We start from the raw sequence: 26,314 nt of genomic DNA, 5'->3' as shown, positions 1-26,314 counted from the left end.
TGGGTGCGTGGTTTTTTCCTGCAATGCGCTTTCACGGTAAAAATATGGTGAACTAGGCTCTCGGGGGCTGAGTTTGCCCCCCTTATCTGTTCCACGTAGGAGTACCGTGCCCAGCAAGGCCACCGCCAAGTCAGCATCTGCAAAGCCGGGGACCGGCAAAAAGCTTGTCATCGTCGAGTCACCGGCCAAGAGCAAGACCATCGGCAAATACCTCGGCGAGGGGTTCGTTGTCGAGGCCTCCATCGGCCACATCCGTGACCTGCCGCAGCCCTCCGAGCTGCCCGCTGAGCTGAAGAAGACGGCGCTGGGCAAGTTCGCCGTCGACCTTGAGAACGGCTTTAAGCCGTATTACGTGGTGTCACCGGACAAAAAGAAGAAGGTGGCCGAGCTCAAGGCCCAGCTCAAGGACGCCGACGAACTTTACCTGGCCACTGACGGTGACCGCGAGGGTGAGGCCATTGCCTGGCATCTGCTCGAGGTGCTCAAGCCGAAGGTTCCGGTGCACCGGATGACCTTCAGCGAAATCACCAAGGAATCGCTGCAGCGCGCGCTCGAAAACCTGCGTGAACTGGATACGGATCTGGTGGATGCGCAGGAAACCCGACGGGTGCTGGACCGGCTGTACGGCTACGAAATTTCCCCGGTGCTGTGGCGCAAGATTGCCCGCGGGCTCTCCGCCGGACGGGTTCAGTCCGTGGTGACACGGATGGTGGTGGAGCGTGAGCGTGAGCGGATGGCCTTCCGGGCCGCCTCCTACTGGGACCTGGTGGGCACCTTTACTCCGGTGGCTTCCGCGCCGGACGCGGGGGAGACGTTCAAGGCCAGACTGGTGGCCCTCGATGGGCGCCGCGTGGCGTCCGGGCGTGACTTCAATGATGCCGGTGAGCAGACCGGCAAAAATGTGGCGCATCTGGACCAGGCTTCGGCCACCGATCTGGCGGCGGCCCTGGAAACGGCCGATTTCGCCGTCCGTTCGATGGAGCACAAGCCCTACTCCCGCCGTCCCGCGGCGCCGTTTACGACGTCGACCCTGCAGCAGGAAGCGGGGCGCAAGCTGCGCTTCACGTCCAAGAGCACCATGCAGGTGGCGCAGCGGCTGTACGAAAACGGCTACATCACCTATATGCGTACCGACTCCTCCTCACTGAGCGACGAAGCCGTCAACGCAGCGCGCCGGCAGGCCTCCGAGCTGTACGGAGCGGAGTACGTTCCGCAGGCCAAGCGCGTCTACCCGAACAAGAGCGCCAATGCCCAGGAAGCGCATGAGGCCATCCGCCCGTCCGGCGACGCGTTCCGCACCCCGGCGCAGGTGGCCCAGCAGTTGGGCCGCGACGAGTTCCGGCTCTACGAGCTGATTTGGAAGCGCACGGTGGCGTCCCAGATGGCCGACGCGAAAGGTTCGACGGCGACCATCCGGCTGGGCGCGGTCACCGCCGGTCCAGGCGCGGCGCAGGACGCCGAATTCTCCGTCTCCGGAACGGTTATCACGTTCCGTGGTTTCCTGGCGGCCTATGAGGAGGGCACCGATGAAGTGCGGGGCTCCGAGGACACCGACGCGGACCGCCGGCTGCCCAACGTGAAGGAAAATGACGCCCTGCGCGCCACGGATGTCGCCGCCTTGGGTCACGAGACGTCACCGCCGCCGCGCTTCACCGAAGCGTCGCTGACCAAGGAAATGGAAGAGCGCGAAATTGGCCGCCCTTCCACCTACGCGTCGACCATTTCCACCATCATGGACCGCGGCTATGTCCGCAAGCAGGGCTCGGCTCTGGTGCCGAGCTGGGTGGCTTTCTCCGTGGTCCGGCTGCTGGAGCGGCACTTCAGCGACTACGTGGACTACAAGTTCACGGCTGGAATGGAAACCGGGCTGGACCGGATCGCCAAGGGCGAGGAGGAAGGGGCCGACTGGCTCAAGCACTTCTACTTCGGCAGCGGTAACGAAACCGGTCTGCTGAGCATCGTCAATAACCTCGGCGAAATCGATGCGCGGGACATCAATTCGGTGCCCATCACGGACAGCCTCACGCTGCGGGTCGGCAAGTTCGGTCCCTACCTGGAAAGCTCCGTTCCGACGCTTGACGAGAAAACCGGCGAAATCATCGAATCCATCCGGGCCAACGTTCCGGAGGACTTGGCGCCGGATGAGCTGACCGCGGAAAAGGCCCTGGAGCTGATGAATACGGCGGCTCCCGAGGAGCGTCGGCTGGGCGTCGATCCAGCCTCAGGCAACGCCGTCCTGGCCAAGAACGGCCGCTACGGCGCGTATGTCACCGAAGTAATCACCGAGCCGACGGCGGACGAGCTGGCCAACCTGCCGGTGGAGTACTACAAGAACGGCAAGCCGAAACCGCCGAAGAAGCCGGTCAAGGCCAAGCCACGCACCGGATCGCTGTTTCAATCGATGACGGTGGAATCGGTCAGCCTGGAGGAGGCATTGGCCCTGATGAGCCTGCCGCGCGTGCTGGGCGTCGACGCCGAAGGGGCGGAGATCACGGTACAGAACGGGCGCTTTGGGCCTTATCTGAAAAAGGGCACGGATTCCCGGTCGATCGGCTCGGAAGAGGAAATCTTCACCATCACACTGGAACAGGCACTGGAGATTTACTCCCAGCCCAAGCAGCGCGGAGCCCGCACAGCAGTGCCGCCGCTGGCCGAATTCGGCGAGGACCCGGTTTCCGGGAAGCCGATCGTGGTGAAAGAGGGCCGGTTCGGTCCCTACATTACGGACGGAATCACGAACATCACCGTTCCGCGCAGTACCTCGGTGGAGGAACTGAGCCGGGAAAGTGCTGTTGAACTGCTGGCCGAGAAGCGGGAAAAGGGACCAATCAAGCGCACAGCCAAGGCACCGGCCCGGCGCAAGGTGGCGGCGAAGAAGTAGCACCGCCCTCGAGCCAACCCCCCCAAGCCCATCCACCCGCAAGCCAAACCACCCCAGCCAACCGGCTGAACCAGCTGCTACAACAAGCGGCATAAACCCCTGCGTTGCTCCCACTAGTTGACTTTGCCCGCGGTTTGAGTGCATTAGCTGTTACCCAGGAGGGCGGCAGGGATGTTGGGGCAGCGCGCCGGGTCGGGAGCGTGCCCTGATGCCCGGCCGGGACGCGCCATAATGAAGGTATGCGTCTTGGCGTCCTCGACATCGGTTCGAACACGGTACATCTACTGCTTGTCGACGCGCACCCGGGTGCCCGGCCGGTTCCCTTTGCTTCGCACAAACGTCCCCTGTCGCTGGTGCAGTACCTGGATCCGGAGGGCAACATCAGCGACGCCGGCCAGCACGAGCTGACCGAGTTCGTGCTGGAGGCTTGGGAATTTGCCGCCAAGCACAAGGTCGATGACCTGCTGGCCTTCTGCACCTCGGCGATTCGGGAGGCAGCCAACGGCCCGGCCGTGCTGGAGCGGGTGAAGCGGGAAACAACCGTGTCGCTGCAGGAACTCACCGGTGCCGATGAGGCGGCCATGACCTTTTTTGCCGTCCGGCGCTGGTACGGCTGGGGCGCCGGCACCGTCCTGAATCTGGACATTGGCGGTGGGTCTTTCGAAATGGCACTGGGCGCCGACGAGCTGCCCGGCATGGCCATCTCCGTTCCGCTGGGCGCCGGCCGGCTGACCCGGGACTGGCTGCCGGAGGACCCTCCCAGCGCCCGAAGCGTGAAGGAACTGCGCCGGTACATCCAGTCCACCCTGAAAGAGCCGGTGAAGACGTTCTCGAACCTGGGATCGCCCACCGTGGTTACAGGATCGTCCAAAACCTTCCGCTCGCTGGCCCGGATCGCCGGGGCCGCCCCCAGCGCCATGGGACCCTACGTCAAGCGCGGCCTGCTGCTTGCGGATGTGGGACTGTGGGCCCAGCGACTGACGGCGATGTCCACGGCTGACCGGCTGCATCTGCCCGGCGTCTCCGAAGCGCGGGCCGGGCAGCTCCTGGCCGGTGCGCTGGTGGCGGAGGCGGCGCTGGAGATGTTTGACGTGCAGAGCATGGACATTTGTCCCTGGGCGCTGCGTGAAGGGCTGATCCTGCGCCGGCTGGACCAGTTGACCTTTGACGCCGGGCTGCGGTCCTCCAGCGCGGGTCTGGTACCCGTGTATGACTCCGCTGAGGCAGTATAGGAAGTGATGAAGACAGACGAAGCCAACGGACCGGATAATCGGCAGGGCCCTTCCCATTCCATCCCGGTGGCACTTTCAAGCGCCTCGGTCTATCCCCTGACCGTGCACGATGCCTTCGCCGTGTCGCACGATCTCGGCTATGACGGCGTGGAGGTCATGGTGACCAACAACGCGACCAGCCAGGACGCCAAGGCCCTGCAGACCCTGAGCGAACGTTATGCCCAGCCAATTCTGGCCATCCACGCCCCGACGTTGCTGCTGACCCAACAAGTCTGGGGCAGCGCCTGGAACAAGATCCAGCGTTCTGCCGAGATGGCTGCCACGCTGGGGGCCGAGGTGGTGGTGGTGCATCCGCCGTTTCGCTGGCAGAACGACTATGCGGAGACCTTTGCGCACGGGGTGCGTGATATCGCGGACTCCTTCCAGATCCGCATCGCGGTGGAGAACATGTACCCATGGCGCGTGCGCGGGCGCGAAGCCAAGGCCTACCTTCCGCATTGGGATCCGGTTCGGCTGGATTACGACGACGTCACATGGGACTTCTCGCATGCCGCCTCCGCGGACGTTAAGAGCCTGGCGGCCGTCAAGGAACTTGGAACCCGGCTGCGGCACCTGCACCTGACGGACGGCACCAACTCTGGTAAGGACGATCATTTGATCCCGGGCCACGGCCAGCAGGAATGCGTCGAGGTGCTTCAGTACCTGGCCGGAGCGGGCTTTGATGGTGCGGTGGTGGCGGAAATATCCACCCGCAGGGCCAAGGGTGCCGGCGAGCGTGAAGAATGGCTGGCGGAAACACTGGCGTTTGCCCGGGAGCACCTCGGCCAGCTGGCCTGACACTTTTCAGTAGCTGCCGACCGCGAACACTTGCGAATACAGGGGTCTTAAACGTGAAAGCGCCGGAGAGCAATTGGCCAGTGGTTGGGGGAAACACTGGCGAACTCTCCGACGCTGTGACCGCCTTCCGGAAGCCCGGAAAGCGATCCGCAATCACTCGCACCTTTATGAGGTACTTACTAACTTAGGCAGGAAATCTGTACAAAGCCTGCCACCCTGCTGTGAATCAGCTGGCAATGAATGGGTTCCGGGTGCGGCGCTCATCGGACCCCCGTGGAAGGATAGTGACATGATCAACAAGATTGCATTCCTGGGTTGCGGGTCCATGGGCGAAGCCATTTTGGCCGGGCTGGTCGCCTCCGGGCTGGCCCCCTCCGCCGCCGTCGTCACCGTCCGCCGGGCCGAGCGGGCCGAAGAGCTGGCGGCGCGGCATGGCGTTACCGCCATTGCCGGGGCCGAGGAGCCTGAGGCCAACCGCCTGGCAGTGAAGGGATCCGACGTGGTGATTCTGGGTGTCAAACCTGTTGGCATCGCTGCGCTGTGCCGCGAAATAGCCGCCGATCTTCACGCCGGGACGGTCGTTATCAGCGTTGCCGCTGCGGTTTCCCTGGCCCGGCTGGAAGCAGCCTTGCCGTCGGACCAACCCGTCATCCGCGCCATGCCCAATACACCGCTGAAGGTACGCAGGGGCGTCGTCGCACTCTCGGCTGGCACCTCGACCACGGGCGGGCAGCTCGCGCTGGGCCATGAGGTCTTTGCTGGATCCGGCGTCGTGCTGGACGTTCCGGAGAGGCAGCAGGACGGCATCTCCGCGATCAGTGGCTCAGGACCGGCCTACGTTTTTTATCTGGCCGAAGCGCTGGCGGCAGCGGCCCGCGGATTCGGACTGGACGAGGATGCGTCCCGGATCCTGGCCCGGGAAACAGTAGCCGGAGCCGGCCTGATGCTTTCCGAGCCGGGTGCGGACCCGTCAGTGCTGCGCAAGGCCGTCAGCAGTCCAAATGGCACCACCGAACGCGCCATCGCGACCTTCGACGAGCGCGGACTTGCGGGCATTGTGGCCGCAGGTGCCCAGGCCGCCGCGGCCCGCGCGGCCGCCATCACCAAGGAACTGGACGGAGAATAATATCCGTCAGTCCGGGCTTGGAACGGCCACCCCTCCACGGCGCGGGCGAGTTGTTCAGGCTGCTCTCAGCGCGCAATGATAAGAATGCTTAGTATCCCTCGGTGGCTTTATGCCCCGAGCCGTCCACCTCAGCACCAGGAGGAGCACCATGCAGGCTCTGACCATCATTCCCGGCACCAAGGATTCGCTGCAGTTGCGGGAGATCCCCGAGCCGGAGCCGGCGGAGGGGTCGGTGCTGATCCAGGGACTGGACGTTGGACTTTGCGGCACTGACAGAGAAATTGTGAACGCGGAATACGGCCAGGCTCCGGAGGGCGCTTCGTTCCTGGTGCTGGGGCATGAGAATCTAGGTCGGGTGCTGGAGGCACCTCAGGACAGCGGGTTTTCAGCCGGGGACCTGGTGGTGGGCATCGTCCGGCGTCCGGACCCTGTGCCCTGTGGGGCCTGTGCTGCCGGTGAATGGGACATGTGCCGCAACGGTCAGTACACCGAACATGGCATCAAAGGCCTGCACGGATTCGCGCGCACGCAGTGGCGTGCCGATCCGGACGCCCTGGTCCGGTTGGATAAGAGCTTGACCTCTGTTGGCGTCCTGCTGGAGCCGGCCACCATCGTGGCTAAGGCCTGGGAGCAGATCGACCGCATTGGCCAGCGCGCCTTTTACGACCCGAAGGTGGCGGTGGTGACAGGTGCCGGCCCGGTGGGGTTGCTGGCAGCGCTGCTGGGGGTCCAGCGGGGACTCGAAGTGCACGTCTTCGATCGCGTGACCGACGGGCCCAAGCCGGATCTGGTCCGCGATCTGGGCGCCATTTACCACACGGACACCCTGACTGCTTCCGGGGTGCAGGCCGATGTATTGCTCGAATGCACCGGGGTCTCCTCCGTGGTGCTCGAAGTCATCACCGTCCATGCCACGGACGCCATCGTCTGCCTGACGGGGGTTTCCAGCACCGGGGACAAGATCCCGGTGGATTTGGGTGCGGTGAACCGCGGCGCCGTGCTGGGCAATGAGGTGATTTTTGGCAGCGTTAACGCCAACCGGCGCCATTATGAGGCGGCGGTGCAGGCCCTTCATCAGGCTGACGTCGACTGGCTGGGCCGGTTGATTACCCGCCGCGTTCCGCTGGCGGATTTTGCGCAGGCGTTCCGCCACGGTGCCGGCGATGTCAAGGTGGTGCTGGAAGTAAACGGCCGGGAGTCCTAAAAGAGGAGTCCGGTGCTGACCCGCGCCGGATTTTCCAGCTGCAGCAGGTATTCCTTGCGTTCCAGTCCGCCCGCGTAACCAACCAGGGATCCGGTGGCCCCCAGCACCCGGTGGCACGGGACAATGATGCTCAGCGGGTTGCGCCCGTTGGCCGCTCCGACGGCTTGGGCCAGGGAACGGTCCCCGAGCGATGCGGCCAGATCACCATAGGAGCGCGTCTCCCCGTACGGGATTAACATCAGCTGCTGCCAGACCCGGTGCTGGAACGTATTGCCCGCCGCCGCCGTCGTCAGCTCGAATTCGGTGCGTTGGCCGGCGAAGTATTCGTTCAGCTGCTCGATGGCCGCTGCAAAGCCGCCGGCCAAAGCCGTGCCGAACGCGCTGTTCCCCGGCCGCCGCTTGTGCTCGGCCATGTACACCGCGCACAGTGCGCGGTCGTCGGCCACCAGGGTCAATTCTCCAATCGGTGAGCCTGTGGTGGTGTAGGTCTTCACGGTCGTCTCCTTCCAGGCAGGGTTCGGGGCAGGGTCCGAGGGCAGGGTCCGGATCCCTCGTGACGTAGACGCCGGCGGACCCCGGAACGTGAGCTGTCAGGGGCGAGCGGCGAAGCGCTCCAGCAGGTCCACGTGGCCGGAGACAATCAGCATGTCCCGGGCGGAGACCTTGGTTTCGGGCTGCGCGTAAGTGAAATCCTCGCCCGGGGACTTCACCCCCACCACCGTGACGCCATATTTACTGCGCACCTTGGATTCGCCGAGCGTGAAACCCTGGGTCTCCTTGGGTGGGTACATCTTCACGATCGCAAAATCGTCGTCGAACTCGATGAAGTCCAGCATTCGGCCGGAAACCAGGTGTGCCGCCCGGACGCCCGCGTCGGCTTCGGGATAGATGATGTGGTTCGCGCCGATGCGGCTCAGGATTTTGCCATGCGAATGCGTGATGGCCTTGACCCACAGGTGCTCAATGCCAAGGTCCACCAGGTTGACGGTGATCAGGACGCTGGATTCGATTGAGGTGCCGACGCCGACGACGGCGGAGACGAAGTCCTGCGCTCCCAGCTGGCGCAGCGCGTCGATGTTGGTCGCGTCCGCCTCAACGACGTGGGTGAGGGTGCCCGCCCATTTCTGCACCAGCGACGGATCCCGCTCGATGGCCAGCACCTCGCGGCCCTGCTTCACCAGCTGTTCGGCAGTGGCGGCGCCAAAGCGTCCCAGCCCAATGACCAGCACCGGGGAGTTATGCGACGGACGATTGTTGGAGCTGGGTTTGTCAGCCAATGATTGGCCTTTCTTCCGGATAGTGGAATAGTTGCCGGCGCTGGCGCAGGGCCAGCGCCGCGGCGACGGTGATGGTGCCGACGCGGCCGGCGAACATCAGGACAGAGAGCACGTAGACCCCGGCCGGCGGAAGTTGCGCGCTCAGGCCGGTGCTCAATCCACAGGTGGCAAAGGCCGAAATCGATTCAAAGAGCACCCGGTCCAGGCTTTGTCCGCTGATCACCAGCAACGCCCCGGTGGCCATCAGCACGAATGTGGCGCCCATCATGATGACCGAAATGGCCACCCGCATGGTTCCCTGCGGAATGGTGCGGCCATAGACTTTTACGTCGCTGTCGCCGCGCGCCTCGGCCACAATGGCAAGGAACATGACGGCCAGCGTGGTGACCTTGATGCCGCCGGCGGTGGATGCGGATCCACCACCGGCGAACATCAGCGCGTCCGTAAGCAGCATGGTCGCGGAGTTCAGCTGGTTCATGTCCACCAGATTGAAGCCCAGCGACCGGGTCATGACCGAGGCGAAAAGGGAATGAACCACTTTGTCCCCGGCATTCATATTGCCGATTGTGTCGGGATTGCCCCATTCCAGGAAGCCCCACAGCACGGCACCGGCCAGGACCAGGATGGCTGAGACCTGCAGGGTGAGCTTGGTGTGCAGGTTCCAGCGCCGCACCTTCAGCCCGCTGCTCATCAGCACCATCAGCACCGGGAACCCCAGGCTGCCGATGAAACCGCCCACCATCAGCGGGATCAGCACCCACAGATCGTTCTCGTAGGGCACCACGCCGTCTGAGTGCGGCGTGAATCCGGCATTATTAAACGACGAGACCGAGTAGAACACCGCATGCCACAACGCTTCCGGGAACGACTCGCCCAAAATCAGAAAGCGTGGCGCCAGGAACAGGACCAGCACCACCTCGATGCTGACCGAGGTGGTGATGACAATCCGCAGCAGCGATCCCACCTCACCCAAGCGGCCGGCGTTCATGGCCTCCTGCGCGATCAGCTTCCCCCGTACGCCCAGCCGTTTGCTGACCATCAGCGCCATCAAAGAGGCCAGCGTCAGGATGCCCAAGCCGCCCACGAAGATGCCAGCCAGGATCACCAATTGACCAAAGAATGACCAGTGCAGCGCCGTGGACACCGTCGTGAGGCCTGTGACGCAGACTGCTGACACCGCGGTGAACAGAGCGTCGTGAAATGCTGTGGCCTTGCCGTCCGCCGCCGCCATCGGCAGCGACAAGAGCGCGGTGAACAGCAGAATGACCAATGCGAACACGATCAGGGCCAGCCTGGCCGGGGAGCCGTTTGCCACCCGGTCAACGAAGTCCCGCACGGCTGTGACGGGAGCGAAACGGTGGGTTTCCTTCGGTGGGTGCCAGACGTACTGACTCTTGGCCATGGTGGTCCTGCCCTCCTTTGGATGGATCCGCCTCATTCGGGCACCGCACCGCATGATTGGGTAGCCTGTCAATGATGCCACCCATTGCCAGCTCCGGGCCAACCGCCGTTCCGACCAGCATAGTCTGGGACCGCTCGCTGACCGCTTACGATTTCGGTCCCACCCATCCCATGTCGCCCGCCCGGCTTGAACTGACCGCACGGCTGGCTTCCGCGTTGGGGCTTTTCGACCGGCCGCAGGTCCGGGTCCTGGCACCCTTCGTGGCCGACGACGACCAGCTGGCCAGCGTCCACAGCCGCGACTACATTGCGGCTGTGCGGGCTGCGGGCCGCCATCCGGAGAATCCCGCCTTGAACCACGGCTTGGGAACGGCCGACACCCCGGCGTTTGCCGGGATGCACGAGGCCAGCGCCCGACTGGTCGGCGGTTCACTGGTCGCCGCTGAGACGGTGTTGTCCGGAAAAACTCCGCGGGCCGTCAATTTCAGCGGCGGAATGCATCATGCCGGACGGGATCATGCCAGCGGTTTCTGCATCTACAATGATGCGGCCGCCGCGATTGCGCGCCTGTTGGATGCGGGCGTGAAGCGGGTTGCCTATATCGACATTGACGCACACCACGGCGACGGAACGCAGGAAATCTTCTGGGACGACCCACGGGTGCTGACCATTTCGCTGCACGAAAGCGGTGTGACGATGTTTCCCGGCACGGGTTTCGCCCCTGACCTCGGCGGCCCGCAGGCGCGGGGCTTCGCCGTGAACGTCGCCCTGCCGGCCTTCACTGGGGACGCCGGCTGGCTGCGCGCCTTCCACGCGGTGGTGCCCCCGCTGGTATCCGCCTTCGCCCCCGACATCATCGTCAGCCAGCATGGCTGTGACTCGCACGCCGACGATCCGCTCACTAACCTCAGGACCAGTGTGGATGCTCAGCGTGAGGCCGCCCTGAGCATCTCCCGCCTCGCCACCAAAGTATGCGGGGACCGCTGGATTGCCACCGGCGGCGGCGGGTACAGCATCACCAGCGTGGTGCCGCGGGTTTGGTCACATCTAATGGCCATCGTGTCCGGCGGACCACTTCGTGTTGAAACCGCCGTTCCGGAACCGTGGCGCCGGCATGTGCAGGAAAGGTATGGACATACTGCCCCGCCCCGAATGGGAGATGGCGTGGACATTTGGTGGCGCTCCTGGGAGGTGGGCTTCGACCCCAACGACGCGGTGGACCGCGCCGTGATGGCTACCCGCCGGGAGATTTTCCCGCTGCATGGACTCGATCCCTGGTTCGACTGACCGCGGCGTCTGCCGCAGACGGAGTCCGCCCTCGGGCAGTCGCCGCATGTCGTCCGAGGAAACGGATGCCGCGGGGTGCATATGTCGCTAGGGTAGTGGAATGGTGTTCGACGACGTCTTCGCAGTCATCGCGGAGGAAACCCGGCGGGATATTCTCCGCTCCCTCAAAGCCGGGGACAAGGCAGTGGGCGAACTCGTCGAGGAGCTCGGTGCCAGCCAACCCACCATTTCAAAGCACCTGCGGGTGCTGCGGGAGGCCTCCCTGGTGACCATGCGCGCGGAGGGTCAGCGCCGCTACTACAGTTTGAATGCCGGACCCCTTGAACACATCAGCACCTGGCTTGCCAGCCTCGGACTGGACGGGGCCGGACGGCACTCGCCACCGGCCGCACTAGTTCCGGCCGGTGTGGCCGCACCCGAGGCCGGCACAGCCGGAGCACTTCCATTCACGGCCGTCCCGGTGGCCGGGGTCCCTGTCAGTGTCCCTGCCGGTGTCCCGGCCGCGTCGGCGCGGACCGCGGCGCAGTTGCCGCCCTTCGCCTCCGCGCCCGCCCCGGAGCCCGGCGGCGACGGCGGCAGGCCCCAGCAGCTCGGACGGTCCGTGGGGCGGGCAGCGAACAAAGCGGCCGACCTGCTGGCCAACCTGCCCAAGTTCGGCCGCCGCCGCGACTGACTCCGCACACCCCCTGACTCAACTGAGTAACAGCTAATGCACTTCTGAGCGCGAATGAGTGCGTTATCTGTTACCCAGGTGGGAATCAGAGCAGACGCACGTGCTCCGGAGTGAGATCGGAAACCCGGCTGACGCCCAGCAGCGCCATGGTGCGCGCCATGTCCTTGCGCAGAATGTCGATGGCCCGATCCACTCCCGCCCGTCCACCGGCCATCAGCCCATACAGGTATGCGCGTCCAACCAAGGTGAAGTCGGCGCCCAGCGCAAGTGCCGCGATGATGTCCGCCCCGCTCATGATGCCGGTGTCGAGGATGATGTCCGCCTTGCCCTTGAGCGCGGCGGAGACCTCCGGCAGCAGGTGGAACGGAATCGGCGCCCGGTCCAGTTGCCGGCCGCCGTGATTGGACAGCACCATCCCATCGGCGCCGTGATCGACCACCTTTTTCGCGTCGTCGAGCGTCTGGATGCCCTTGACCACCAGCTTGCCCTTCCAGGTCTCCCGCAGCCAATCGAGGTCATCGAACGTCAGCGTCGGATCGAACATGGAGTTGATCAGATCGGCTACGGTTCCGGTGTAGCGCGAGAGCGAGGCGAAGGTCAGCGGCTCGTGGGTGAGGAAGTTGAACCACCACGCGGGCCGGTATGAGGCGTCCAGTACGGTTTTGATGGTCAGGGCCGGTGGAATAGTCATGCCGTTGCGGACATCGCGCAGCCGCGCGCCGGCCACGGAGGTATCGACTGTGACCATGAGGGTGTCATTGCCGGCCTTGGCGGCCCGCTCGATCAGCGCCAGCGAGCGGTCCCGGTCCGTCCAGAGGTAGAGCTGGAACCAGTTGCGGCCGTTCGGCGCCGCGGCGGCGACGTCCTCGATGGAGGCCGTTCCCATGGTGGAGAGGGTGTAAGGGATACCGGCCGCCTCCGCGGCCTGGGATCCGGCATATTCGCCCTCGGACTGCATCATCCGGGTAAAGCCGGTGGGGGCGATGCCGAAGGGCATCGCCGACGTTTTTCCCAGCACCTCGGTGCTCAGGTCGATGGCGGAGACGTCGCGCAGGATCCCGGGACGGAACTCGATGTCGAGGAAGGCCTCGCGGGCGCGGCGCAGGGTGATTTCGGCCTCCGCGGCACCGTCGGTGTAATCGAAGGGCGCCTGCGGGGTCCGGCGCTTGGCAATGTCCCGCAGTTCCCAGATGGTGCTGGCCCGGCGCAGCCGCGCCGCTGAACTGAATTCGGGCTTCTTGAACTGCATCAGCGGGGCGAGGTCGCTGTAGCTGGGTATCCGGCGCCGCAGGGCCGGCGGGTTCGACGGCGAAACGGCCGCCGTTCTGGCAGGCAGGTCCGCGCCAGCGAAAGCCTGCGCGTTCGGAGGCACGTCCGCAGGGGGATTTTCAGCGGGATCACCCAGGAGCTCCTCCGTGCGGGGTTCGGCGGGCTGGCTGGCCGGCGCGCCGGCTGCATTGTTCGGGGTCATTGCTTCCTCCGGTTGCTGCGGACTGTGGTCTCAGCACAGAGTAAGTCATGTGGTCCAACCACAGCAAGTAGGATGGGTAAATGCGCAGTCATCAAGTTGTCCTAACCTGGGTCGAGGAGCAGCTGGCCAGCGGGGAATTGCCCGTGGGCAGCCGCCTGCCCGCCGAGCGGATGCTGGCCGAGCGGCTGGCCGTCTCCCGGACCTCGGTCCGGGAGGCGATCCGGATCCTGGAGGCCATGGGCGTAGTGCGTTCCGCAGTGGGATCCGGTCCGGAGGCGGGCACCATGGTCACGGCCGATCCGGCGACCGCCTTGGGTTCGGCCTTGCGGCTGCACGTGGCAACTTCACACCTGCCCGTACAGGACATCGTTGCCACCCGTGTGCTGCTGGAGACCTGGGCCGCGGCCCGCGCCCGGCCGGGTGCGCCATCCTTGGCGCTGGCCGCGGCACTGCTGCAGGAGATGGATGAGCTGGCGGACCATGAGGACCGCCGCGACATCGATGCCTTCCTGTCCCTGGACGCCCGTTTCCACGTGGCGCTGGCCGAGGCCGCCGGCAACGCGGTGGTCAGCGCCATGATGGGATCGCTGCGTGCGGCCATTCAGGACTATGCCGGCCGCTTGACGGCTAATCTTCCGCAGTGGAGTTCGACGGCGGCCCGGTTGCGAGGCGAGCATGCCGCCATTCTGGCAGCGGTCAACGCGGGCGACGGCGGCACGGCCGCCGCGCTGGTGGCCGAGCACATTGAGGGGTACTACCACGACGCGGGCCTTGGTGGTTTTCCGTCGGACGACCCAGGGAGCTAACTTGTTCCTGAGAACAATGTTCGCCAGGGTAACCCGGCATGGCTTCGTAATGAGGATCTTGAATGGCTCTTTTTGACCTCCCGCTCGATGAACTCCGCGGCTACCGGCCGGAGATCGCCGAGCCGCAGGGTTTCGATAAGTTCTGGGAAAGCACGCTCGCCGAGGCCAGGACCATTGCCTTGGAGCCCGTGTTCCAGCCGGTGGACAGCGGGCTCGTCGTCGTTGACACTTTTGACGTTACGTTCACGGGATTTGGCGGCACCCGGGTCAAGGCTTGGCTGCACGTTCCGGCCGGGGCAACCGCCCCGCTGCCCACCGTCGTGGAGTATGTTGGCTACAACGGGGGACGTGGACTGGCCCACCAGAATGTTTTATATGCCAGCGCCGGGTATGCCCACTTCATCATGGACACCCGGGGCCAGGGGGCCGGCAGCACCGTTGGCCAGACCCCGGACGACCACGCGGATGCGGGGCTGAACGCCGTCTCCGGTCGAATGACGCAGGGCATTCTTGACCCTGCCACCTACTATTATCGCCGGCTTTACACCGACGCCGTCCGGGCGGTTGACGCGGCCGCGGCGCATCCTCTGGTGGATGCGTCCCGCATGGTCGTGGCGGGCGCGAGCCAGGGCGGCGGACTATGTATCGCCGTGGCGGCCTTGTCCAAGCGCGTGGTCGGCGCCATGCCGGATGTGCCTTTCCTCTCGCACTTCAGCCGGGCAATCACCATCACAGACAACCTGCCCTACGGGGAAATTCCGGCTTACCTTATGCGCCACCGGGACCAGGTACAGCAGGTTTACCGCACGTTGTCGTTCTTCGATGGCGTGGTTCTGGCCAAGCGCGCACACGTTCCGGCATTGTTCTCCGTGGCGCTGATGGACAGAACCTGCCCGCCCTCCACGGTTTTCGCCGCCTACAACCACTGGGCCTGCGAGGATCGCGACATTGAGGTCTATCCGTTTAACGGTCATGAGGGCGGCCAGGAGTTTCATCAACTCCGGAAACTGGGTTGGCTTCGCGCACACACGCCGGTAACATCGGTGACCGGCTTTCACATTGGCCCCGTGCGGCACTAGAGTATTTGTGACACGGTCGAACGATGGCTCAGTATCCTTCCATACCGTAGGCGATCTATCGCAAGCGAAGGAACGTAAGGACAATGACCGGGGAGCAGCATCTCTCGAACGTGAGCTTTTTGACAGTTTCGGAAGTCGCCGAAGTTATGCGCGTGTCCAAGATGACCGTCTACCGCCTGGTGCACTCGGGCGAACTGCCGGCCGTGCAGTTTGGCCGTTCATACCGCGTACCAGCTTCTGCCGTGGAGGGCTATCTGCGCACCGCGAGGGTGGATGGTTCGGCGGAGACAGCCTAGAGGCGGTACCCTGTTAAAGATCCATTTTCGGTTTTGACCGATACCTGTGATCGGTCAGCTAATTCGTAGACAATTGCCTGCCGGGTAATTGTTGTTATGTAGTTTGTGAGGACTTACGTGGGTTCAGTTATTAAGAAGCGCCGCAAGCGTATGGCAAAAAAGAAGCACCGCAAGCTGCTTCGCAAGACCCGCCACCAGCGCCGCAACAAATAGTAGAGATACTTCCTGCAGCGAAAAATGCCCGTCACCTCTTGGTGCCGGGCATTTTGTTGTCTGAGGGAAGGAGCCTCCCATGACCGGGCTAATGTCAGCTGTGGACTGATGGACCCGCGGGCAGGCGCTAGCGCCGGCGCATCCGGCTGAAGCCCTTCCAGCCGCCATAGATAATTCCAACCCCGGTGGCGGCCCGCAGGCCAAGGGTGGCCGCGCGCCGCCCCGAGCGGAAGTCGTAGACCGGCCAATTGTTGTCCCGGGCATGCCGTCGGAGCCGGGCGTCCGGGTTGATGACCACCGGATGGCCCACCAGTGACAGCAGCGGAACGTCGTTAAAAGAATCGCTGTAGGCCCAACAGCGGCGCAGATCCAGCCCCTCTGCGGAGGCCAGGGCCTGCACCGCCACTGCCTTGGCCGGGCCGTGCAGAATGTCGCCCACCAGGCGTCCGGTGTACTTGTCGTCCTCGATTTCGCCGATGGTGCCCAGCGCGCCGGTCAGTTCCAGCCGGGAGGCAATAACGCTGGCCACCTCGATCGGAGTGGCCGTGACCAGCCAGACCTTCCGGCCGACCCGCAGATGCTGCTCGGTCAGCGCCCGTGTCCCCGGCCAGATTTTCGACTCGATCATTTCATCGAAGACTTCCTCCGCGAGGGTCTTCATCAGTGCGGTGGGAATTCCCGCTCCCAGTGTGCGCGCCGATTCCCGGATGGAGTGGACGTCTTCCAGGTTTTCGCCGCGCAAAATGAATTTCGCCTGTTTCCATGCGAAGCCAGCGGCGGCCCGAAGCGTGAATGCCTTCTTCTGGTACATCTTGCGCGCCACATGGAAAATGCTCGCACCCTTCATCAGAGTGTTGTCCACGTCGAAGAAAGCGGCTTCGCCCGATCGTTCCGGGGCGGCCGGGACGTCCTCGGCTTTCACCATGTTCACTTCGGGCATGGCTCGAGTCTAGTTCTTCGGGCAGGAGATGTCCGATCCCGCGCCACGAGGTCCTCGATGGGGTTAGTTTTGGAAGATGCCATCCAACCCTGCCACCCCGGAACTGACCCTGATCACCAAAGCCAACTGCCATCTGTGCACTGCGGCACGGGATGTCGTTGTCGGCGTCGCCGCCGAATTGGGACTGGCCTGGAACGAAAAATCCATCGACCATGAGCCGGCGCTGGCTGCCCGCTTTGCCGAAGAGATTCCGGTGGTGCTGGTCGACGGTGTGCAGCGCGATTTCTGGACCATTGACCCCGACCGATTGCGCAGGATTCTGCGGCAGGCAATGGATGGGGGCACCGGCGCCCCCTAATTTGCCGGGTTTGTCCGGTTCCCGATGGAGTCCTACAGTGTAATTAGCCCGACGGCGGTAACCGGCCCGACGGCGGCAGGCCCGCTCCGTGCGGTGCGTCCCGGAGATCGTGCACCGGCTGCCGCAGACACCTGGAGCTATGCTTTTGACCTCGACCCAGATCTTCCCGGATCAGCCGGACGCCGGCGCTGACGCGACGGCCCGGCAGTTGCCTCCGGCCACGGTGCAACGGCTCACGCTGTACCTTCGCGCGCTGAACGCGATGCTCGGCGATGGGGCCGAAAGGGTCTCCTCCGAGGAGTTGGCGGACGCTGCCGGGGTCAGTGCGTCGAACGTGCGCAAGGACCTGTCGTACCTGGGATCCTATGGAACCCGTGGGGTTGGCTATGAGGTGGCGGACCTGAGCCGCCACGTCTCCGCCGCGCTCGGACTGACCCAAGATTGGCGGGTGGCCATAGTGGGCGCCGGTAACTTGGGCCGGGCGTTGGCCCGCTACGGCGGATTCGAATCGCGCGGATTTGATGTGGTGGCCATCTTTGACGCCGACCAAATGCTGATCGGCAACGAGATTGGCTGGCTGCGGATCAGCGATGTAAAGGATCTGGAGACCGTCCTGACCCGCACCAAGGCCAATATGGTGGTGCTGGCGCTGCCGGCAACGGTTGCCCAGCCCATCTGCAACCGGGTGGTGGCAGCGGGCGTGCACAGCATCCTCAGCTTCGCCCCGGTGGTCCTGCAGGTGCCCTCGTTCGTGAATCTGCGCAAGGTGGATATGGCGACTGAGCTGCAGATTCTGGCCTATCACGCGCAGCGGGCCAAGGTGCCGGGACTGTCCCAGGAGACCTTGGACGGGCGGCATCGGGGCGCCTGAAGCGTCGGCCGGACCAATCGGGCCCCGCCGCCTCAGTCCGTTAGCGTTTGAAGTAGTCTTTCGCGGGCGCGCGGAACAGAATGATTTCCGCGATGATGCCCAGCGCCAGCTGAACGGCAGTGATGTAATTCGGCTGCACCAGCGCCAGCAGGGAAAGAACGGCCAGAATGGCGCCGGTGATCCGCGCCCAGTTTCGTCCCTTGCGGATCTGGAAGGCGATCACCACGTAGATCACGACGGCGAGCATGCTCAGCAGCAATGAGGCGATCAGCAGCGGCTCCAGCAGCGACTGGTCGTCCAGCCCCATGTCACGCATGACCTGCAGCGCGGTGGATTGACCGGCCGGTGTGAAGAGCGTCGCCGCGGCCAGCACAGCCAGCACGGCCTCGATGACCCCGGCGGCGATGATCATTCGGAACGCGATTTCCACCGTGCGCGGCGGTGCGAGGGCGGTTCGGCGCTGAATCAGCTGGCCAACGGTTCCCTTGCGCCCCTGCCGTCCAGCCTGCCGCACAGGCAAGGAGCCGGTCGGAGCCGTGTAGGGAGGCGGCTGGGACCCGGGAGGTGCGTACTCGCCGTAACGCGGCACTCCCGGAGCTATCTCACCGTAGTTCCCGTAGCTCGGACCGTGCCCGGGTTCTTTATTGGGCTCTTCCTCCGGGGTGGTCATGGCAAATCCAATCATTGTGGTCGACGGACGCGCTGTGGCATTTTTCCCTTTTCCGGGCAACGGCGCGGGCCGCGGCGGGGCTTCTTCAACCCTACCGCGGCCCGTTGGTCCGCTGCCTGCCGCTCCGCGGCTCGTGCGGAGCGTATCCCGTAACTACCGGGGGTAGCTGACGGCGTTCCGGTTGGCGTAGTACGCGCGGCCGGCGGGCATCAGCAGCATTATTCCGCCAACAACGAAGGCCACCGAGCCCAGCAGTCCGATGATGTTCAGGGCGCCCAGGAACAAGCCGATCAGCGATGTCAGTGCACCGATGACGTTCAATGCGGCGATCACGATCATCACAATACGGGCCCAGTTCACCCGTTCCTTCATCAGCAGTGACAGCCAGACGACGATGGCCGTGAAAATGATGGCAATGATGAAGCCGAACACGGACGCCCCAACATAGAGGGCGCTGCGCTGCGAACCCACCGCGATGAGATTGATCAGGCTGGAGAGCAGGTTCAGCGCGGCTCCGAGCAGGAACAACAGGTAGGCATTCTTAATTTCCTTGGGGATTCCCCCGAGATTCTTCAACCGCGCCGGGAAGTTGCTGAAGTTTGCGGCGGGCGACTTGGCGCCCCTCACCATTCCGCCGCCATAACCGGGATCGGCCGGCTGCTGATACGCCGGCGGACCCTGCGGCGCCTGGTAGCCGGGTTGTTGGTAGCCGGGTTGTTGGTAGCCGGGTTGTTGGTAGCCGGGTTGCTCGTAACCCGGGGCCGATGGCCGAGGAGCGCCGCCGGAGGAGGCCCCTTCACCACCCGCCGGTGACTGTGAGCCTGCCTGCTCGGGGTTCGGGTTCTCATATGGTGTGCTCATGGTCAAACTCTAGTCTGGGCCCATGTCTTTGCATAGGTTCCGCCACGGCAGTACGGCGGCACCGCTGCGGCACCCTTCCCCGGTTTTCCGGTCGAAAAGATGCGAAGCGATGCCGCCGTCGTCGTGGCTGCGCCGGTCGGGCCCTGCCGTTGAGGCTACGCCCTGACGAACGCCACCTCAAGGGTGAGGGTGACCTTGTCGCCCACCAGCACGCCGCCGGCTTCCAGCGCCGCGTTCCAGGTCAGTCCAAAGTCCTTGCGGCTGATCACGGTCTTGGCGGAGAAGCCCGCGCGGGTGGCGCCAAACGGGTCAACGGCAACTCCGTTGAATTCGGTCTCGAAGACGACTGGCTTGGTGATGCCGCGGATCGTCAGGTCACCACTGAGCTTGTAGTCCTCGCCGGAACCGCTGATCGAGGTGGAAGCGAAGGTCAGTTCCGGAAACTTCTCCACGTCGAAGAAGTCCGCGCCGCGCACGTGCCCGTCGCGGTTGGCATCACCGGAGTCGAAGCTGGCGGCTGCGATGGTGGCTGAGACGGAGGAAGCCTCCGCGGTCTCCCCGACGGTGGCCGTGGCGGCCAGTTCGGTGAACTTTCCGCGGACCTTGCTGATGCCGGCATGACGGACACTGAAGCCCACTTCACTGTGTGAGGCATCCAGGGTCCAGGTGCCCTGAGTCAGTCCGGTTGAGGTCAAGTCTGTTGCACTAGTCATATTCTTCTCCTTCAAAAGGTGTACAAACCGTTCGTTCGGGAAGGCTGTCCCGCCGTCCTTCGAGGGGTATAAGGATGCAAACGCATCTATTATTCCGGGTTCGGGAAACTTTTTTTAGAACCACCCCCCGACAAGCTGGGAATCTCCTGATTTAGCAATCCGCCGCCCGTTTGAGAAACTGGGTGCATGCCTCTAGCAACTGTCCATCTGCTGCGCCACGGCGAAGTCTTCAATCCCGACGGCGTCCTGTACGGAAGGCTGCCGGAATTCCACCTTTCGGAGCGCGGCCGGGCGATGGCGGTGCTGGTTGCGGAACACCTGAAGCAACGGGCCGACGACGGCGCGAAGCTGGTTCATTTGGTGGCGTCGCCTTTGATTCGGGCCCAGGAGACGGCGCGTCCCACAGCGGCTGCACTGGGATTGGAAATCAGCACTGATGCGCGGATCATCGAGGCGGAAAACCGCTTTGAGGGGCTGAAGGTCTCCCGAAACGAACTGCTGCATCCCCGGCACTGGGCAGCGTTCCGGAACCCGCTGCGGCCGTCCTGGGGGGAGCCCTACGCCGCCCAGGCCAGTCGCATGATTGCCGCGGTGCAGGATGCGCGACGCCGTGCCGTGGAGCTTGGCGGGGAGGGTGCGGAGGCGGTGCTGGTCGGTCACCAGCTGCCTATCTGGGTGACCAGGCTCAGCGCCCAAGGCAAGAGGCTCTGGCACGACCCGCGGCACCGCGAATGCACGCTTGCCTCGCTGACCTCACTCGTCTTCGACGGTGGCACCCTGGTCGACGTTGTGTACAGCGAACCGGCAGCCCGGCTGCTTCCCGGTGGCGCGACCACCCCCGGAGCTTGAGAAAGTGGCCCTGGGTGGGGGAGAATGAATATTTCGACACGCTGTAGAAATTCCAATTCAGTTCAGATGTGGATGATGCTGTGACTACCCCGATGAGCCGCCGGTCTCTGCTGACCGCTGCCGGCGCTGCCGTGACGCTGGCGCTGGCGGCGTGCACCGCCACGGATCCGCTGGCTCAGCAGGCTAATGCGGGGGACAACAAGAACTACATTGCCGGTGACGGCTCGGTCACCGAGTACGCAGCCAAGGACCGCAAACCCGCCGTGCAGTTCTCCGGCATGCTTTTCGACGGCAGCACGGTGAACTCGTCGACCATCGCCGGCAAGGTGACGGTGCTGAATTTCTGGTACGCCGGGTGCGCTCCGTGCCGGCTGGAGGCGCCGGATCTGGAGGCGCTGTATAAGGAAACCGGGCCAAAGGGCGTGCTGTTCTATGGCGTGAACATCCGGGACGAGGCAGCCACCGCCGATGCATTCAACCGCACCTTTTCACTGACCTATCCCAGTTTTCACGACAAGGACGGCGCGGTCCTGCTGGCCATGACGGACTACGTCCCGCCGGCCGCGGTGCCGACTACGCTCGTGTTGGACAAGGCGGGCCGGGTGTCCGCCCGCATCCTGGGCGTGGCCGAAAAGGGCACGCTGAAAACGCTGATCAGCTCAGCGCTGGCGCAGAGCCCGTGACAAACAACCCCTTCGCCCAGACCATTCTGGGCGGTTCCATGCTGCTGGCCATGCCGGTTGCACTGCTCGCCGGTGTGGTCTCCTTTCTGTCGCCGTGCGTGCTGCCGCTGGTGCCCGGATATCTGGGCTATGTGACAGGCCTGACCGGAGTGGACCTGGCGAAGCAGAAACGCGGCCGGATGTTTGCCGGCATCTCCTTGTTCGTGCTCGGATTCTCACTGGTGTTCATGCTGATAGGGGCGGTGTTTGGCCAGCTGGGCGCATGGTTGAAGGGCCCCGATGCGGCCTGGGTGACCCAGCTGCTGGGCGCAGTGGTCATTGTGCTGGGGATTATTTTCCTGGGTGGCTTTCGCTGGTTCCAGGGCGAAGCGAAGATCCATGCGCGAACGCCGGCCGGTCTGTGGGGTGCACCCGTTCTGGGCGTCACCTTCGGTCTGGGCTGGGCACCCTGTACCGGCCCGACGCTGGGAGCCGTCCAGGCGCTGGCCTTCTCCGACGGGTCCAGTGCGGCTAAGGGTGCGGTGCTGACCTTTGTCTACTGCTTGGGACTGGGACTGCCATTCCTGCTCATCGCCCTGGGCGTGCGGCGCGGGCTGGGCGCCTTGTCCTTCTTCCGCAGCCGTCGTCGTGCCCTGCAGTGGGCCGGCGGCGGGCTGCTGATAGTGCTGGGGCTGCTCATGGTGACAGGTCTCTGGGGGAACTGGATCAACGCCCTTCAGTTTTGGTTCGCCAATGAAGTGAGATTGCCAATTTGATGACCGGGAACACCTATCCCGGTGGGAAAGACCCGCGATGGAAAAGACGACAGTGACGACCAACAAGACCCAAGAGCCCCGCGCCGCCAGCGACGCGGTGCTGCCGCGGCTGGGATTCGCCGGCACCCTGCGCTGGGCTTGGCGGCAGCTGACCAGCATGCGTACTGCCCTGTTCCTGCTGCTCCTGCTTGCGGTGGCGGCCGTGCCGGGATCGTTGTTTCCGCAGCGTCCCTCAAGCCCTTCGGTGGTTACGAAATACCTGCAGGATCATCCGGATTCCGGCCCGGTGCTGGACTGGTTCCGGCTCTTCAACGTCTACTCCTCGCCCTGGTTCTCGGCGATTTACCTGCTGCTGTTCATCTCGCTGATCGGCTGTGTGATTCCGCGGGCCATCGCGCACTACAAAGCCATCCGGTCCAAGCCGCCGAGAACCCCCAGCAGGCTCTCCCGGCTGCCTGAATACGGCACGCTGCAGATTCCGGCCAGCCAAGGCGTGACCGCGGGCCAGGCGATCAAAGACGCTGCCGCGGTGCTCAAATCCCGGGGATACCGGGTGGACATCCGCGATGCCGACGGCGAACGGCCCTCGGTCGGCGCCGAGCGCGGCTTCCTGCGGGAAGTGGGAAATCTGCTTTTCCACACCGCGCTGATCGGAGTCCTCATCGCGCTGGCCCTGGGGGGTCTGTTCGGCTACAGCGGCCAGCGTGTGCTGGTGGAGGGGGATACCTTCGTCAACACGCTGGTGGGCTATGACACCTTCAGCCCGGGTGCGAACTTCAATGCCGGCGATCTGGATCCGTATTCGGTCCAGCTGGACAAATTTGAAGTCAAGTTTGACCGCCAAAAAGCCCATTACGGACAACCGCTCGACTTTACCGCGACCATGACCACGAAGGCGTCGCCGTCGTCGACCGCTAAAAAGCAGATCCTGAAGGTGAACGACCCACTGGCCCTGGGCGGCACCAATATCTACCTGGTGGGCAATGGCTACGCTCCCGTCGTCACGGTCAAGGACGGCACCGGTAAGATTGCGTTCCAGGGCCCGGTGGTTTCCGTTCCAACCGACGGTGCCTACACATCGCTGCTGGTTATTAAGGCCCCGGACGCCAAGCCCAGCCAGCTCGGTTTTGTCGGCTTCTTCCTCCCCACGGCGGTGAAGGATGGCAACGGCGTGGCCTTCGGTTCGGACCCCGATCCCTTCAACCCGCAGCTGAACCTGAACTCGTTCTACGGGGATTTGGGCCTGGACAAGGGACAGCCCAAGAACGTCTTCACTCTGGACACCTCAAAGCTCACCCAGCTCAACGGCCGCGATCTGAAGGCCGGCGGCATCGTGCTTGGCCCGGGGGGCTCCTACACGCTGCCGCAGGGCAAGGGCAGCATCAGCTTCGACGGCCTCAAGCGCTACGTCGCCCTGGACATCCATCACGACCCGGGTCAGGTCTGGGCCTTAATTTTTGGTGTCTCAGCACTGCTGGGCCTGGTTGGTTCACTGTTTTTGGCCCGCCGCCGGGCCTGGGTGCGCACTGGAATGCACCCGGATGGGCGCACCATGGTGGAATATGGGCTGCTGGCCCGTGGCGAAGACCACCGTCTGGCCGCGGAGTCGGCAGCGATCCGCAAACTGCTGGAAAAGGCCTGGCTGGCAGCTCGGACAGATTCGGCGGAAGATAACAAGCAGGCGGAACCAACGGCGGACCGCGTTTCCGCAGCCTCCGGCACAGCCCACAGCGCCAGCAAGGTAAGTAAGGATCAGTAATGCCCGATATTAACGAGTCATTGGCCATGTTCAGCGAGCGGTTCATGCTGCTGGCCGGGATTGCCTACGCCATTGCCTTCATCGCCTTCGCCTGGGACTTGGTCCAGAACAGCAAGACCACGCGATCCGTTCTGGAGCAGAGCAGGCAGGCGCAGGGCCGGCAGCCGGCGGCGGAGAACGCCGCCGCCCGGACCGCCAGCCGGTCCAAGGTTTCCGCCGGTGCCACTGCCGGCACTGCCGCTGGCGCCGGGGGCATCGCCGGCGGCGGCGGGTATCCGGTAACGGAGCTGGACGGCCCCGAAGGCCGCGCTGAGCGTCCCATCGGGCGTTCCGGAAACTCCGCGCACACAGCTGACGATTCGATGCGCTACGGCTTGACCGCACGCCGCGTTCCGGCCCGGGTGGCGGTGGCACTGACCGTGCTGGCTGTCCTGGTGCACGCCGCCGGCGTGCTGTGCCGGGGACTTGCGGCCGGTCGGGTGCCGTGGGGCAACATGTACGAGTTCTGCACCACCGGAGGCCTGGTGGTGGCCGCGGTGTTCCTGATCGTGCTGACCCGGCGCGACCTGCGCTTCCTTGGCACCTTCGTCATCGGCCTGGTGCTGGTGATGCTGACCGCTGCCTCGGTGGCCTTCTGGACCCCCGCCGGGCATCTGGTCCCGGCGCTGCAAAGCTATTGGCTGGTCATCCACGTTTCCATCGCCGTGATGTCCTCAGCACTATTCACCCTGACCTTTGCCATGTCCGTGCTGCAGCTGATGCAGTTTCGCCGCGAAGCATCGCTGGCGGCCGGCAAAGCGGACCGGCTGCCGTTCATGCGCCTGGTTCCCTCCGCGCTCAGCCTGGAGAACATGGCCTACCGCATTAACGCCATTGCCTTCGTCGGCTGGACGCTGACGCTGATGTTCGGCTCCATCTGGGCCGAGAAGGCCTGGGGCCGGTTCTGGGGCTGGGACACCAAGGAAGTGTGGACGTTCGTGATCTGGGTGGTCTTCGCCGGCTACCTGCACGCCCGAGCCACCCGCGGCTGGACGGGCACCCGCGCTGCCTGGCTCTCGATCGTGGGCTACCTGTGCGTAGTCTTCAACTTCGCGATCGTAAACGTTTACTTCTCCGGACTGCACTCCTACGCCGGCATCGGCAGCTGACGCGGTAACGTAAACCCAGCTCAGGGCTTGGTGTCGGGATTGTCCTGACGGTCACGGCCTCCGGGCTGCGGGCCGTCCTCGGACGGCTTGGCCGCGGCGGGACCGGTATTGCGTGCTCCACCCGCACCGGCCTCCCGTGCTTCCTTAAGTTTGCGCAACCGATCCACCTGCGCCTGGCGCCAACGGGCGGTTTCCAAATTGCGGAGGAAATCCGGATCATCGTCCGGCGCTATGGGCTGCCGGCGGTAAGTGCCCGGCTGCGGACTGTAGCGGGGTCGGCCCAGGAAAAACCACAGCAGCACGCCCAGCAGCGGCAGCAGGAGGATCACCAGCACCCAGGCAGGCTTGGGAATGCTGCGCACATCGGCCGGCTCGCTGCGAACACAATCGATCAGGCCATAGATGAACAGGGCCAGGAGGACGATGACCGGAAAGTATCGGACCATGCTTCATTCTACCGTCAGCGGTCCGCAGGGAGCGACGAGTAGTGCCGCGGGATCCCAGCTTCAGCGGCTAAACTTGAGCCGTGGCTTTCTTCAAGTATTTCCTGATCCGTGCCGCGGTGTTTGTGCCGTTGTTCATCCTTTTCGTGTTGTTGCACGTTGGGTTGATTTTCTCCGCCATCTTCGCCGCCCTGATCGCTTTTTGCGTCAGCTACCTTTTCTTCCGCAAACAGCGTGATGCCGCGGCGGAACAGATGCGGTACCGGTTCTCCGGACATGCTAAGCCGGTGCGCAGTCCCACCGAACTGGCCGACGCCGCCGCCGAAGACTCCCTGGCCGAAGCCTCGCCGGATGTTGTGGCCGACGCGGATGGCCGCCGGCAGCCCGCCCGGAACGGGACCGACGGTGCCGGTGTCCCGAAAGACTTTCTTGACAACTGAGCCGTCAGGCCCGCGGCGTTCCGGCAGAACCAGGTCCACCT

At 64.4% G+C, this 26,314-nt stretch carries 28 protein-coding genes; 19 read left to right on the top strand and 9 right to left on the bottom strand.

Features of this window, described 5'->3' with window-relative positions; translation table 11 throughout:
- Nucleotides 1–106: 106 nt before the first annotated feature.
- The 5 genes from topA to IV498_RS00970 all read left to right on the top strand — a co-directional run bounded on the left by topA (nt 107) and on the right by IV498_RS00970 (nt 7,280).
- Complete coding sequence (gene topA, locus IV498_RS00990; protein ID WP_269044693.1) at nt 107–2,881, top strand: type I DNA topoisomerase; 2,775 nt, start codon at nt 107–109, stop codon at nt 2,879–2,881.
- A gap of 239 nt (nt 2,882–3,120) precedes the next feature.
- Nucleotides 3,121–4,113: a Ppx/GppA phosphatase family protein gene (locus IV498_RS00985; protein ID WP_269044692.1), complete on the top strand. Its 993-nt coding sequence runs from the start codon at nt 3,121–3,123 to the stop codon at nt 4,111–4,113.
- A 6-nt stretch (nt 4,114–4,119) separates the two neighbouring features.
- Nucleotides 4,120–4,950: a sugar phosphate isomerase/epimerase family protein gene (locus IV498_RS00980; RefSeq protein WP_269044691.1), complete on the top strand. Its 831-nt coding sequence runs from the start codon at nt 4,120–4,122 to the stop codon at nt 4,948–4,950.
- A gap of 289 nt (nt 4,951–5,239) precedes the next feature.
- Nucleotides 5,240–6,076, top strand: a complete 837-nt coding sequence (proC, locus tag IV498_RS00975) for a pyrroline-5-carboxylate reductase (protein ID WP_269044690.1) — start codon at nt 5,240–5,242, stop codon at nt 6,074–6,076.
- Nucleotides 6,077–6,224: 148 nt separating this feature from the next.
- The gene (locus IV498_RS00970) at nt 6,225–7,280 is read left to right on the top strand and encodes a glucose 1-dehydrogenase (protein ID WP_269044689.1); all 1,056 of its coding nucleotides are present in this window, start codon (nt 6,225–6,227) and stop codon (nt 7,278–7,280) included.
- On the opposite strand, the gene IV498_RS00965 is transcribed toward IV498_RS00970, so the two are convergent.
- The 3 genes from IV498_RS00965 to IV498_RS00955 form a co-directional block, all read right to left on the bottom strand.
- Nucleotides 7,277–7,774: a methylated-DNA--[protein]-cysteine S-methyltransferase gene (locus IV498_RS00965; RefSeq protein ID WP_269044688.1), complete on the bottom strand. Its 498-nt coding sequence runs from the start codon at nt 7,772–7,774 to the stop codon at nt 7,277–7,279. The two genes, IV498_RS00970 and IV498_RS00965, sit on opposite strands and share 4 nt — an antisense overlap.
- Nucleotides 7,775–7,870: 96 nt before the next feature.
- On the bottom strand, nt 7,871–8,509 hold the full coding sequence (locus IV498_RS00960; protein WP_269044775.1) for a potassium channel family protein: 639 nt from the start codon (nt 8,507–8,509) through the stop codon (nt 7,871–7,873).
- Between the two features lie 40 nt (nt 8,510–8,549).
- Entirely contained in the window at nt 8,550–9,959 is a 1,410-nt protein-coding gene (locus IV498_RS00955; protein WP_269044687.1) for a TrkH family potassium uptake protein, read from the bottom strand.
- 71 nt (nt 9,960–10,030) lie between these two features.
- Between IV498_RS00955 and IV498_RS00950 the strand changes: the two genes are divergently transcribed.
- Both IV498_RS00950 and IV498_RS00945 read left to right on the top strand, forming a co-directional pair.
- On the top strand, nt 10,031–11,245 hold the full coding sequence (locus IV498_RS00950; RefSeq protein WP_269044686.1) for an acetoin utilization protein AcuC: 1,215 nt from the start codon (nt 10,031–10,033) through the stop codon (nt 11,243–11,245).
- 100 nt (nt 11,246–11,345) lie between these two features.
- Nucleotides 11,346–11,918: an ArsR/SmtB family transcription factor gene (locus tag IV498_RS00945; protein ID WP_269044685.1), complete on the top strand. Its 573-nt coding sequence runs from the start codon at nt 11,346–11,348 to the stop codon at nt 11,916–11,918.
- 85 nt (nt 11,919–12,003) lie between these two features.
- On the opposite strand, the gene IV498_RS00940 is transcribed toward IV498_RS00945, so the two are convergent.
- Nucleotides 12,004–13,389: an alpha-hydroxy acid oxidase gene (locus IV498_RS00940; RefSeq protein WP_442951253.1), complete on the bottom strand. Its 1,386-nt coding sequence runs from the start codon at nt 13,387–13,389 to the stop codon at nt 12,004–12,006.
- 80 nt (nt 13,390–13,469) lie between these two features.
- Here IV498_RS00940 and IV498_RS00935 point away from each other — a divergent pair, with 80 nt between their 5' ends.
- The 4 genes from IV498_RS00935 (at nt 13,470) to IV498_RS00920 (ending at nt 15,783) form a co-directional block, all read left to right on the top strand.
- Nucleotides 13,470–14,195, top strand: a complete 726-nt coding sequence (locus tag IV498_RS00935) for a FadR/GntR family transcriptional regulator (RefSeq protein ID WP_269044684.1) — start codon at nt 13,470–13,472, stop codon at nt 14,193–14,195.
- Between the two features lie 62 nt (nt 14,196–14,257).
- Nucleotides 14,258–15,274 (top strand): acetylxylan esterase, encoded by a 1,017-nt coding sequence (locus tag IV498_RS00930; RefSeq protein ID WP_269044683.1) that lies wholly within the window; start codon nt 14,258–14,260, stop codon nt 15,272–15,274.
- An 83-nt stretch (nt 15,275–15,357) separates the two neighbouring features.
- Nucleotides 15,358–15,570 carry a helix-turn-helix domain-containing protein gene (locus tag IV498_RS00925; protein ID WP_269044682.1) on the top strand — a complete coding sequence of 71 codons (213 nt, stop codon included), beginning with the start codon at nt 15,358–15,360 and terminating at the stop codon, nt 15,568–15,570.
- 117 nt (nt 15,571–15,687) lie between these two features.
- Entirely contained in the window at nt 15,688–15,783 is a 96-nt protein-coding gene (locus tag IV498_RS00920; protein ID WP_269044681.1) for a 30S ribosomal protein bS22, read from the top strand.
- Nucleotides 15,784–15,910: 127 nt separating this feature from the next.
- On the opposite strand, the gene IV498_RS00915 is transcribed toward IV498_RS00920, so the two are convergent.
- Entirely contained in the window at nt 15,911–16,723 is an 813-nt protein-coding gene (locus IV498_RS00915; RefSeq protein ID WP_269044680.1) for an HAD family hydrolase, read from the bottom strand.
- 76 nt (nt 16,724–16,799) lie between these two features.
- Here IV498_RS00915 and IV498_RS00910 point away from each other — a divergent pair, with 76 nt between their 5' ends.
- Together IV498_RS00910 and IV498_RS00905 are read left to right on the top strand one after the other, a co-directional pair.
- Nucleotides 16,800–17,081 carry a glutaredoxin family protein gene (locus IV498_RS00910; RefSeq protein ID WP_269044679.1) on the top strand — a complete coding sequence of 94 codons (282 nt, stop codon included), beginning with the start codon at nt 16,800–16,802 and terminating at the stop codon, nt 17,079–17,081.
- Between the two features lie 139 nt (nt 17,082–17,220).
- Nucleotides 17,221–17,952 (top strand): redox-sensing transcriptional repressor Rex, encoded by a 732-nt coding sequence (locus tag IV498_RS00905; RefSeq protein ID WP_269044678.1) that lies wholly within the window; start codon nt 17,221–17,223, stop codon nt 17,950–17,952.
- Between the two features lie 40 nt (nt 17,953–17,992).
- Here IV498_RS00905 and IV498_RS00900 read toward each other — a convergent pair whose 3' ends face one another.
- The 3 genes from IV498_RS00900 to IV498_RS00890 form a co-directional block, all read right to left on the bottom strand.
- Nucleotides 17,993–18,622 (bottom strand): hypothetical protein, encoded by a 630-nt coding sequence (locus IV498_RS00900; RefSeq protein ID WP_269044677.1) that lies wholly within the window; start codon nt 18,620–18,622, stop codon nt 17,993–17,995.
- A 153-nt stretch (nt 18,623–18,775) separates the two neighbouring features.
- Entirely contained in the window at nt 18,776–19,483 is a 708-nt protein-coding gene (locus IV498_RS00895; protein WP_269044676.1) for a hypothetical protein, read from the bottom strand.
- Nucleotides 19,484–19,638: 155 nt separating this feature from the next.
- Entirely contained in the window at nt 19,639–20,196 is a 558-nt protein-coding gene (locus IV498_RS00890) for a YceI family protein (protein WP_269044675.1), read from the bottom strand.
- A 186-nt stretch (nt 20,197–20,382) separates the two neighbouring features.
- On the opposite strand from IV498_RS00890, the gene IV498_RS00885 reads away from it, so the two are divergent.
- From IV498_RS00885 to ccsB, 5 genes are all read left to right on the top strand, one after another.
- On the top strand, nt 20,383–21,045 hold the full coding sequence (locus IV498_RS00885; RefSeq protein ID WP_269044674.1) for a histidine phosphatase family protein: 663 nt from the start codon (nt 20,383–20,385) through the stop codon (nt 21,043–21,045).
- Nucleotides 21,046–21,137: 92 nt separating this feature from the next.
- Nucleotides 21,138–21,728, top strand: coding sequence for a TlpA family protein disulfide reductase (locus IV498_RS00880; RefSeq protein WP_269044773.1), 591 nt, complete (start codon nt 21,138–21,140; stop codon nt 21,726–21,728).
- A 38-nt stretch (nt 21,729–21,766) separates the two neighbouring features.
- The gene (locus tag IV498_RS00875) at nt 21,767–22,483 is read left to right on the top strand and encodes a cytochrome c biogenesis CcdA family protein (RefSeq protein ID WP_269044772.1); all 717 of its coding nucleotides are present in this window, start codon (nt 21,767–21,769) and stop codon (nt 22,481–22,483) included.
- A gap of 37 nt (nt 22,484–22,520) precedes the next feature.
- Complete coding sequence (gene resB / locus IV498_RS00870; protein WP_269044673.1) at nt 22,521–24,242, top strand: cytochrome c biogenesis protein ResB; 1,722 nt, start codon at nt 22,521–22,523, stop codon at nt 24,240–24,242.
- Complete coding sequence (ccsB, locus tag IV498_RS00865) at nt 24,242–25,390, top strand: c-type cytochrome biogenesis protein CcsB (RefSeq protein WP_269044672.1); 1,149 nt, start codon at nt 24,242–24,244, stop codon at nt 25,388–25,390. The genes resB and ccsB overlap by 1 nt, the downstream gene beginning before the upstream one ends.
- A 20-nt stretch (nt 25,391–25,410) precedes the next feature.
- On the opposite strand, the gene IV498_RS00860 is transcribed toward ccsB, so the two are convergent.
- On the bottom strand, nt 25,411–25,836 hold the full coding sequence (locus tag IV498_RS00860; protein WP_269044671.1) for a PLDc N-terminal domain-containing protein: 426 nt from the start codon (nt 25,834–25,836) through the stop codon (nt 25,411–25,413).
- Between the two features lie 80 nt (nt 25,837–25,916).
- Between IV498_RS00860 and IV498_RS00855 the strand changes: the two genes are divergently transcribed.
- On the top strand, nt 25,917–26,273 hold the full coding sequence (locus tag IV498_RS00855) for a DUF4229 domain-containing protein (protein ID WP_269044670.1): 357 nt from the start codon (nt 25,917–25,919) through the stop codon (nt 26,271–26,273).
- The last annotated feature ends 41 nt before the right edge of the window (nt 26,274–26,314 follow it).

This window comes from Paenarthrobacter sp. Z7-10, assembly GCF_026932795.1.
GTDB lineage: Bacteria > Actinomycetota > Actinomycetes > Actinomycetales > Micrococcaceae > Arthrobacter_M.
The sequence above is the reverse complement of the archived record's forward strand: the minus strand, read 5'-3'. Positions and strand labels throughout refer to the sequence as shown.

What these genes read in the sequence shown, in the direction of transcription:
- IV498_RS00955 (WP_269044687.1), bottom strand. Translation starts at nt 9,959, where the DNA reads ATGGCCAAGAGTCAGTACGTCTGGCACCCACCGAAGGAAACCCACCGT.
- IV498_RS00875 (WP_269044772.1), top strand. Translation starts at nt 21,767, where the DNA reads ATGCTGCTGGCCATGCCGGTTGCACTGCTCGCCGGTGTGGTCTCCTTT.
- IV498_RS00950 (WP_269044686.1), top strand. Translation starts at nt 10,031, where the DNA reads ATGATGCCACCCATTGCCAGCTCCGGGCCAACCGCCGTTCCGACCAGC.
- IV498_RS00925 (WP_269044682.1), top strand. Translation starts at nt 15,358, where the DNA reads ATGACCGGGGAGCAGCATCTCTCGAACGTGAGCTTTTTGACAGTTTCG.
- IV498_RS00895 (WP_269044676.1), bottom strand. Translation starts at nt 19,483, where the DNA reads ATGAGCACACCATATGAGAACCCGAACCCCGAGCAGGCAGGCTCACAG.
- IV498_RS00910 (WP_269044679.1), top strand. Translation starts at nt 16,800, where the DNA reads ATGCCATCCAACCCTGCCACCCCGGAACTGACCCTGATCACCAAAGCC.
- IV498_RS00930 (WP_269044683.1), top strand. Translation starts at nt 14,258, where the DNA reads ATGGCTCTTTTTGACCTCCCGCTCGATGAACTCCGCGGCTACCGGCCG.
- IV498_RS00970 (WP_269044689.1), top strand. Translation starts at nt 6,225, where the DNA reads ATGCAGGCTCTGACCATCATTCCCGGCACCAAGGATTCGCTGCAGTTG.
- resB (WP_269044673.1), top strand. Translation starts at nt 22,521, where the DNA reads ATGGAAAAGACGACAGTGACGACCAACAAGACCCAAGAGCCCCGCGCC.
- IV498_RS00880 (WP_269044773.1), top strand. Translation starts at nt 21,138, where the DNA reads ATGAGCCGCCGGTCTCTGCTGACCGCTGCCGGCGCTGCCGTGACGCTG.
- IV498_RS00905 (WP_269044678.1), top strand. Translation starts at nt 17,221, where the DNA reads ATGCTTTTGACCTCGACCCAGATCTTCCCGGATCAGCCGGACGCCGGC.
- IV498_RS00890 (WP_269044675.1), bottom strand. Translation starts at nt 20,196, where the DNA reads ATGACTAGTGCAACAGACTTGACCTCAACCGGACTGACTCAGGGCACC.
- ccsB (WP_269044672.1), top strand. Translation starts at nt 24,242, where the DNA reads ATGCCCGATATTAACGAGTCATTGGCCATGTTCAGCGAGCGGTTCATG.
- IV498_RS00985 (WP_269044692.1), top strand. Translation starts at nt 3,121, where the DNA reads ATGCGTCTTGGCGTCCTCGACATCGGTTCGAACACGGTACATCTACTG.
- IV498_RS00940 (WP_442951253.1), bottom strand. Translation starts at nt 13,389, where the DNA reads ATGACCCCGAACAATGCAGCCGGCGCGCCGGCCAGCCAGCCCGCCGAA.
- IV498_RS00935 (WP_269044684.1), top strand. Translation starts at nt 13,470, where the DNA reads ATGCGCAGTCATCAAGTTGTCCTAACCTGGGTCGAGGAGCAGCTGGCC.
- proC (WP_269044690.1), top strand. Translation starts at nt 5,240, where the DNA reads ATGATCAACAAGATTGCATTCCTGGGTTGCGGGTCCATGGGCGAAGCC.
- IV498_RS00915 (WP_269044680.1), bottom strand. Translation starts at nt 16,723, where the DNA reads ATGCCCGAAGTGAACATGGTGAAAGCCGAGGACGTCCCGGCCGCCCCG.
- IV498_RS00980 (WP_269044691.1), top strand. Translation starts at nt 4,120, where the DNA reads ATGAAGACAGACGAAGCCAACGGACCGGATAATCGGCAGGGCCCTTCC.
- IV498_RS00900 (WP_269044677.1), bottom strand. Translation starts at nt 18,622, where the DNA reads ATGACCACCCCGGAGGAAGAGCCCAATAAAGAACCCGGGCACGGTCCG.
- IV498_RS00945 (WP_269044685.1), top strand. Translation starts at nt 11,346, where the DNA reads ATGGTGTTCGACGACGTCTTCGCAGTCATCGCGGAGGAAACCCGGCGG.
- IV498_RS00885 (WP_269044674.1), top strand. Translation starts at nt 20,383, where the DNA reads ATGCCTCTAGCAACTGTCCATCTGCTGCGCCACGGCGAAGTCTTCAAT.
- IV498_RS00860 (WP_269044671.1), bottom strand. Translation starts at nt 25,836, where the DNA reads ATGGTCCGATACTTTCCGGTCATCGTCCTCCTGGCCCTGTTCATCTAT.